Below are 7,447 nucleotides of genomic sequence, written 5' to 3' on the forward strand. Positions count from 1 at the left end.
GTAAGCTAGTAACCTCTTAGTTTATTGAATATACAAATGATAATATAATCAAATTGTAAAAGCAAGTTTAGTATATGGTATGATTGACATGAAATTAACGAAAGAAGAGCGAATAAACATATGATTATAATGATAGATAACCACGATTCTTTTACATATAACATTATCGAGTATATTAATATACTGACAAAAAATGAACAAATAAAAATATTGAAATCTGAAGAGGTAAATTGTGATGTTGTACGTGCAATCAATCCAGATGCTATGATCATTTCACCTGGCCCTGGTCATCCAGATGATTATGTACAGTTAAAGGCGTTTCTTCAATCTATTTATACAGATATACCCATATTAGGTGTATGTCTTGGCTTTCAATTATTGATATCTACTTTTGGTGGCAAAGTCGTAAAAGGTCCACGTCCTGTTCATGGGCATACAGCAACGATTAAACATGATGGGAAAGGTATTTTTGAAGGATTGCCTGAATCATTTGAAGTGGCAAGATATCATTCTTTAATAGCAGATAAACACCATATACCTGAAGGGTTTACGGTTTCAGCATGGTTAGAAGAAGGTATTCCAATGGCTATACGACATCAACATTTACCTATTGAAGCGGTTCAGTATCATCCGGAAGCAATATTAAGTGAATATGGATTAGAACAAATTGCGAATTTCTTAGTAAAGGCAGGTGTAGAGATTGAAGACACATATACAATTTAAGTATATTTCAGACAGTCAAATAGAAGAGAAATTAGATTATAAATTTGAGAATCCAATTGTCATTAAATATGCAAGAACGATTGAAGAAGTATCAGAGCTTGTGCATGAAGCGGAGCGCTATCAAAAAGAAGGATACTATGTTGTCATGACTTTACCATATGAAAGTGCAGCAGCTTTTGATTCAGCGTTAAATGTTTATAAAGCGTCACATCATTATGGAAGTATTCAAGTATTCGAACAACCTGTCTCACACTTTAATGATAAAACGCAACATACATATATAAATGAACATATTGAATGGCGAAGAACAGATTCAGATGAACGTTTAGCAAACAATATACAAGCTATTCAAGATGAAATTAGACTAGGAAATACGTATCAAGTTAATTATACGACACAACTTGAATCAGAACCGATTCGTCATGGTTATGACTATTATCAATCACTCACAGAGGATGCTAATGGAGATTATCAAGCGTATATTGAGCTTGAAGATGAAACGATTATATCCATTTCTCCAGAACTTTTCTTTCAATATGGTACTTATCAACAGATGACAAATACAGTATTAACGAAACCTATGAAAGGGACAATTTCAAGAGGGAATCATAAAGTAGAAGATCAAGCAAATTATGAACAACTGAAGCATTCTCAAAAAGATAGAGCAGAAAATGTCATGATTGTAGATTTGCTTAGAAATGATTTGAGTAAAATTTCTGAAGTTGGTACGGTTAATGCCATTGATTTATTTAAAATCGAACCTTATCAAACGGTATATCAAATGACTAGCACGATTCGAAGTCAATTGAAAGCACAGCATTCATTATTTAATCTACTTCAAGCGCTATTCCCATGTGGCTCGATAACAGGTGCCCCAAAAGAATCAACGATGGCCATTATCAAACGACTAGAGAATAGACCAAGAGGCATATATTGTGGAACGATAGGTTTGTTGTTACCTGATAACAGAATGATTTTTAATGTTCCAATCAGAACGATACATTCAAATTCAGAAAGAGCAGTTTATGGCGTTGGAGCTGGTATCACAATAGATTCAAATGCTGAAGCTGAAATTGAGGAATTCAAAATGAAATCTAAAATATTAGAAAGCAGACATGTAAATCTTATTGAAACGATGAGATTAGAAAATGGAAAAGTCCAAAGACGTCACGAACATACGCACAGAATTTCTACGAGTGCTAAAGCGTTAAATATTCGATTTAATAAAGACGAATGGGAAACTATGCTTAACGACATGGTTAATACTTATGTAGATGGCACATATAAATTAAGAGTTGAATTAAATTCGGATGGTACATTTAATGCTGAAACTTCACCAATAGTCGATTCAACTCAATCTTTAACAGCTCAGTTGTTACCGAGTACACCAGTTTCTTCTATTTATACGATACACAAAACAACTGAACGTCATCATTTTCAACATAATCATGATACAGATGTCATATTGTATTATAATGGAGAGAATGAAATAACAGAATTTGATATTGGTAATGTCGTTATTAAAATAGGTGATGCATATATCACACCTCCATATCATGGACAATTTTTAAATGGTTGTATGAGGCAAGCGTTATTAGAAGATAACCTTATCGAAGAAAAAAATATTACTGTGGAAAAGTTAATCAACGATATCGAAAGTTCAAATTGTGAAATATACATGATTAATAGTTTGCGAGAATGGACAAAAATAGATTTAAAATTATGATGGTAATATAAAGATACAAATAGTAAAATAGTAAACATCATATAAGGACGGGTGAAAATAGATGTTCTTAACATTATTATATTTAGTAATAGTGATTGTTATTGCATTCTACTTAAAGCGCATCGTTTTAAGTGAATTGAGAAAAGAAAAAAATAAGCAAAGTTTTGCGTATTTATATATTGGATTTGCCGTTGCAATTGTTTTTGTAGGCTTATTTGTAAATCAATTAACACATGTATTTATTGATTTAACAGATGTATTTTATCGTAAATAATGATGCTTTATATATAGCAGAATAGAATGAGGTGTCTTAAATGCGCATATATCCTAAGGGCGATTCTGCATTAACTGTAATGAGCGATCGTGAACCTTCGAGACAGTTAACGCATGAAATTAATGAATTTAGATTAGAAATATTAAGTCAAGATATGCCTTTTATAGATGAGGTTATACCTAGTGAAAATAGTTTAATGGTTGTGTATCATCCTTATAGCATGATGATGAACCATAATATCAATGAGCCATTTAAATATATGACTGAATTTGTAGAACGTATTATTTATAAGAAAAAGCAAGACATTAATGATAGAGAAGTTACAAAGGAATCGATTATGATAGATGTCATTGTAGGTGGCGAATATGGTCCGGATTTTGATACGTTAACGGACTTGTCTGAAGAAGAACAAAGACAAGTGTTAGAATCTAGAACGTATTTTGTTTCAATGATAGGTCATACTCCAGGATGTCCTTATTTATCTGGTTTAAGTCATCGATTGCATTCAGGTAATGCACAGTTCAAACAATTTATCCCTAAAGGATCATTGTGTATTGAAAGAGATAAATTATTTATTACGACAACTGATACAAGTGGTGAGTGGCCAGTCATTGGTTGGACGAATGTTGAAATATACGATAGACAAAATAATATTTGTAAGCTTAATTTTGGTGATGATGTCATCTTAAATATTGTAGATCAACTACAAAGCAAGGATGGAGGGTATAAGCCATGTCATTAATTATTCGAGAAGCTGGACTATACTCTTCGATTCAAGATTTAGGAAGGCAAAAACAACAACATATTGGCATTGTTAAAAATGGTTCAATCGATCAATTAAACCATAGACTCGCTAATATGCTTGTAGGTAATGAAGAAGGCGAAGCTTTAATCGAAATGACGATTAAGTTGCCGTCTATCCAATTTACAGAACCAACTTTAATCGCATTTACAGGAGCTAACTTCCCAGCATTTGTAGATGGTAAGAAAATAGCACCATATAAAATTCATTTGCTGGATAAAGGTGAAGTATTAAAGTTTGGTGAAGCTTCAAAAGGTACGAGAGGTTATTTAGCAATTGCAGGTGGAATTGTTGCTGAAGAATGGTTAGGTTCAAAATCTACAAGTATCCGTTTAGAAATGGGTGGCTACCACGGTCGTACCTTACATGCAGGCGATGAAATTGAAATGTGCCGTAACTACACACCTTTACAAAAAAAGCTATTTGAAAATTTAGAAGATAGCAAAACAGCTTCATGGGGCGTTGACCAATATACATTAGCGTTAAATTATTTAACAGATATATTCCATGTTATATCGGGAGAAGGTATGACACACTTTAATGAAGCAGAAATCAAACATCTTGAGAGTCAAGTTTATAAAGTATCTAATCGCTTTAACCGAACGGGATTAACATTAGAAGGGAACTCCGTTATTAATCGTAGAATCGTCGATCAATCATTTTTAAGTGTTAAAAAAGGTACCGTTCTATTAAATGAAGGGAATCAACCGGTCGTAATGTTGAATGATCATCAATCATTATCGAGCTATCCTCAAATTGGAACAATTGCTTCTTATCATATCGATAAATTAGCACAAAAAAAGCAAGGTTCAAAACTCATCTTCAAGAAATTAACAATACAAGAAGCGGAACGCAATATGAGAAAACATGCTCAATTCGTTAAACAAATAAAAACCGGCATTAGATATAAATTAAATGAAGAATTAAACAAATAAATTACATGTGTGAATTGTGTCTATTGTGTGCACTTTTTACACATTTCTTATTTCTATTTTAGGTTTTTAGTTGAAATTTATTGTAAAATAGTATAAATTATAATACTGTACATTAAATATTACAAGAATATTACAACCTTCAATAATATGTAATGAAATAATAATGAAAATTGATATGAGTTGAGATACGGAGGAACAGTATGAAAACTAAAAATAGGAAGATAGGCGTCTTTACATTCTTCTTGCTAACGATTTTAGCAATTTCACTAAAGACTTATTTTGCCTATTATGTAGATTTGTCACTCGGGGTTAAGGGACTCGTACAGAATTTAATTTTATTAATGAACCCATACAGCTTGATTGCGCTAATATTGAGCGTATTCTTATTCTTTAAGGGAAGAAAGTCGTTCTGGTTTATTTTTATCGCTGGATTTGTACTATCGTTCTTACTATATGCTAACGTCGTGTACTTTAGATTCTTTTCAGATTTCTTAACATTTAGTACTTTGAATCAAGTAAGTAACGTAGAATCAATGTCTGGTGCAGTATATAGTTCATTCTCTTGGTACGATTTTATATATTTCACAGATACGATTATTTTCTTATTTGTGTTGATCTTTAAGAGAAATAATTTATCAGTTAAAGCATTTCCTAAGAAATTTGTCCCAGTTGTTATGGGTGTAGCTGTAGCACTATTTTTCTTAAACTTAGCATTTGCTGAATCAGATAGACCAGAATTATTAACACGTACATTTGACCATAAATATTTAGTTAAATATTTAGGACCATATAACTTTACAGTTTACGACGGGGTTAAAACGATTCAAAATAATTCACAAAAAGCATTAGCAAGTGAAGATGATTTAACACAAGTTAAAAATTATACAAAACAGAAGTATCAAGAACCTAACAAAGAAACATTTGGTATCGCTAAAGACAAGAACGTTATTAAAATTCACTTAGAAAGTTTCCAATCTTTCTTAATAAACTTCAAAGTTAATGGTGAAGAAGTAACACCTTATTTAAACTCTTTAGCTAAAGGTGATAAAGGTTACAAATACTATCCAAACTTCTTCCATCAAACGGGACAAGGTAAAACAGCCGATTCAGAATTAACGATGGATAATAGTATTTTCGGTTTACCACAAGGTTCAGCATTCTCATTAAAAGGTGACAACACTTATCAATCACTACCAGCAATTTTAAATCAACAAGGCGGCTATGAAACATCAGTTATGCATGGTGATTACAAAACATTCTGGAACAGAGATCAAGTGTACAAGCATTTTGGTGTAGATAAGTTCTATGATGCAACTTATTATGATATGCAACAAAAAAATCTTGAAAACTTAGGCTTAAAAGATGAAGTATTCTTTGATGAATCTATTGCACATCTAAAAGAACAAAAACAACCATTCTATTCTCATTTAATTACGTTGACTAACCATTACCCATTCACATTGAGTAAAGAAGATGCAACGATAGAGAAACCAGATACAGGTAGTGCAACATTAGATGGATACATTCAAACAGCTCGTTATTTAGATGAATCATTAGAAAAATTCATGACAGAACTTAAAAAAGAAGGTTTATATGATGATTCAGTAATCATCATTTACGGAGACCACTATGGTATTTCTGAAAACCATAATAAAGCAATGGCTAATTTACTTGGTGAAGATGAAATCACACCAGCTAAATTCATGGACTTAAACAGAACACCATTCTTTATGAAAGTACCTGGTCTTAAAGGTGGCGTCGATGAAACATACGGTGGCCAAACAGATGTAATGCCTACATTATTGGACGTATTAGGTATTAAATCAAATAACTACATTATGTTTGGTACAGACTTATTAGCTAAAGGACACGATCAAACGGTTGCATTTAGAAATGGTGATTTTATAACGCCAAAATATAAATCAATCGGTAGCACTGTGTACGATAATAAGACTAATAAACCTATGAAGACGAAACCTAAAGATTTAGAAGAAAATAAAAATAACGTCGAAAAAGAACTCGAATTATCAGACCAGTTATTACACGGAGACTTATTCAGATTCTATGATAACCCTGACTTCAAGAAAGTTAAGCCATCAAACTATGAATACAAATCCGGTAACGGCTATCAAGAAAAATAATTATGAGTATATGAGTACCACAAAATCATGAGATTTTGTGGTACTTTTTTGTGTTGGAAATGGGGGCTGTGGGGTGGTGACTGGGAAAAGTACTATTTAATAGGAATTATGAGTTAGAAGATGATGTGGTCGATACAGGATATAGGGTGGAGAAGTATGATTTAGTAGGAGATGTGAGTTTAAGAGGAAATAAACTCACGAGATTGAAGAAGATGTGAGTTAAAGTTGTAGTAAACTCACGAGATTGCTAAAGATGTGAGTTAAAGAGGAAATAAACTCACGAGATTGTAAAAGACGTGAGTTAAAGAGGAAATAAACTCACGAGATTGAAGAAGATGTGAGTTAAAGAGGTAATAAACTCACGAGATTGTAAAAGATGTGAGTTAAAGACGGAGTAAACCCACGAGATAGCAAAAGATGTGAGTTAAAGAGGAAATAAACTCACAAGATTAGAAAAGATGTGAGTTAAAGTTGGAATAAACTCACATCTTTTCAAAAATTAAATGATTATTTAGAAATGACATTTTTGATTACTTAAAAAATTACCGAAGTAATGGCTTAAGTCCTGCGTAAAGGCAAGAGATAGCTCAAGTCGTAGCTTAACTTCCGAATAAAGCCAAGAGATCGCGCAAGTCATGGCTTAACGCCTGAATAAAGGCAAGAGATAGCGCAAGTCGTAGCTTAACTTCCTAATAAAGCCAAGAGATCGCGCAAGTCGTAGCTTAACTTCCTAATAAAGCCAAGAGATAGCGCAAGTCGTAGCTTAACTTCCTAATAAAGCCAAGAGATGGTCCAAGTTGTAGCTTAACTTCCTAATAAAGCCAAGAGATAGCCTAAGTCGTAGCT

Annotated in this window: 6 protein-coding genes; all 6 read left to right on the forward strand. The window is 32.6% G+C overall.

Going from position 1 to position 7,447, the window contains the following annotated elements:
- Window positions 1–120: 120 nt before the first annotated feature.
- The 6 genes from LQ673_RS12810 (at window position 121) to ltaS (ending at window position 6,601) form a co-directional block, all read left to right on the forward strand.
- Window positions 121–723, forward strand: a complete 603-nt coding sequence (locus LQ673_RS12810) for an anthranilate synthase component II (RefSeq protein WP_126476677.1) — start codon at window positions 121–123, stop codon at window positions 721–723.
- Entirely contained in the window at window positions 701–2,449 is a 1,749-nt protein-coding gene (locus LQ673_RS12815; RefSeq protein WP_191836356.1) for a chorismate-binding protein, read from the forward strand. Before LQ673_RS12810 ends, LQ673_RS12815 begins: the two co-directional genes overlap by 23 nt.
- 61 nt (window positions 2,450–2,510) lie before the next feature.
- A complete protein-coding gene (locus LQ673_RS12820) occupies window positions 2,511–2,723 on the forward strand; it encodes a hypothetical protein (RefSeq protein WP_025904760.1) in 213 nt (70 codons plus the stop codon).
- A gap of 40 nt (window positions 2,724–2,763) precedes the next feature.
- Window positions 2,764–3,465: a carboxyltransferase domain-containing protein gene (locus LQ673_RS12825; protein ID WP_191836355.1), complete on the forward strand. Its 702-nt coding sequence runs from the start codon at window positions 2,764–2,766 to the stop codon at window positions 3,463–3,465.
- A complete protein-coding gene (locus LQ673_RS12830) occupies window positions 3,456–4,460 on the forward strand; it encodes a 5-oxoprolinase subunit C family protein (protein WP_191836354.1) in 1,005 nt (334 codons plus the stop codon). Before LQ673_RS12825 ends, LQ673_RS12830 begins: the two co-directional genes overlap by 10 nt.
- Window positions 4,461–4,660: 200 nt before the next feature.
- Window positions 4,661–6,601: a polyglycerol-phosphate lipoteichoic acid synthase LtaS gene (gene ltaS / locus LQ673_RS12835; protein ID WP_191836353.1), complete on the forward strand. Its 1,941-nt coding sequence runs from the start codon at window positions 4,661–4,663 to the stop codon at window positions 6,599–6,601.
- The last annotated feature ends 846 nt before the right edge of the window (window positions 6,602–7,447 follow it).

The sequence above is a fragment of the Mammaliicoccus sp. O-M54 genome (assembly GCF_022386035.1).
In the GTDB taxonomy this organism is placed as follows: domain Bacteria; phylum Bacillota; class Bacilli; order Staphylococcales; family Staphylococcaceae; genus Mammaliicoccus; species Mammaliicoccus sciuri_A.

Excerpts from the sequence above, each read along its gene's own strand:
- LQ673_RS12830 (WP_191836354.1), top strand. The coding sequence starts at position 3,456 with ATGTCATTAATTATTCGAGAAGCTGGACTATACTCTTCGATTCAAGAT.
- LQ673_RS12825 (WP_191836355.1), top strand. The coding sequence starts at position 2,764 with ATGCGCATATATCCTAAGGGCGATTCTGCATTAACTGTAATGAGCGAT.
- ltaS (WP_191836353.1), top strand. The coding sequence starts at position 4,661 with ATGAAAACTAAAAATAGGAAGATAGGCGTCTTTACATTCTTCTTGCTA.
- LQ673_RS12820 (WP_025904760.1), top strand. The coding sequence starts at position 2,511 with ATGTTCTTAACATTATTATATTTAGTAATAGTGATTGTTATTGCATTC.
- LQ673_RS12810 (WP_126476677.1), top strand. The coding sequence starts at position 121 with ATGATTATAATGATAGATAACCACGATTCTTTTACATATAACATTATC.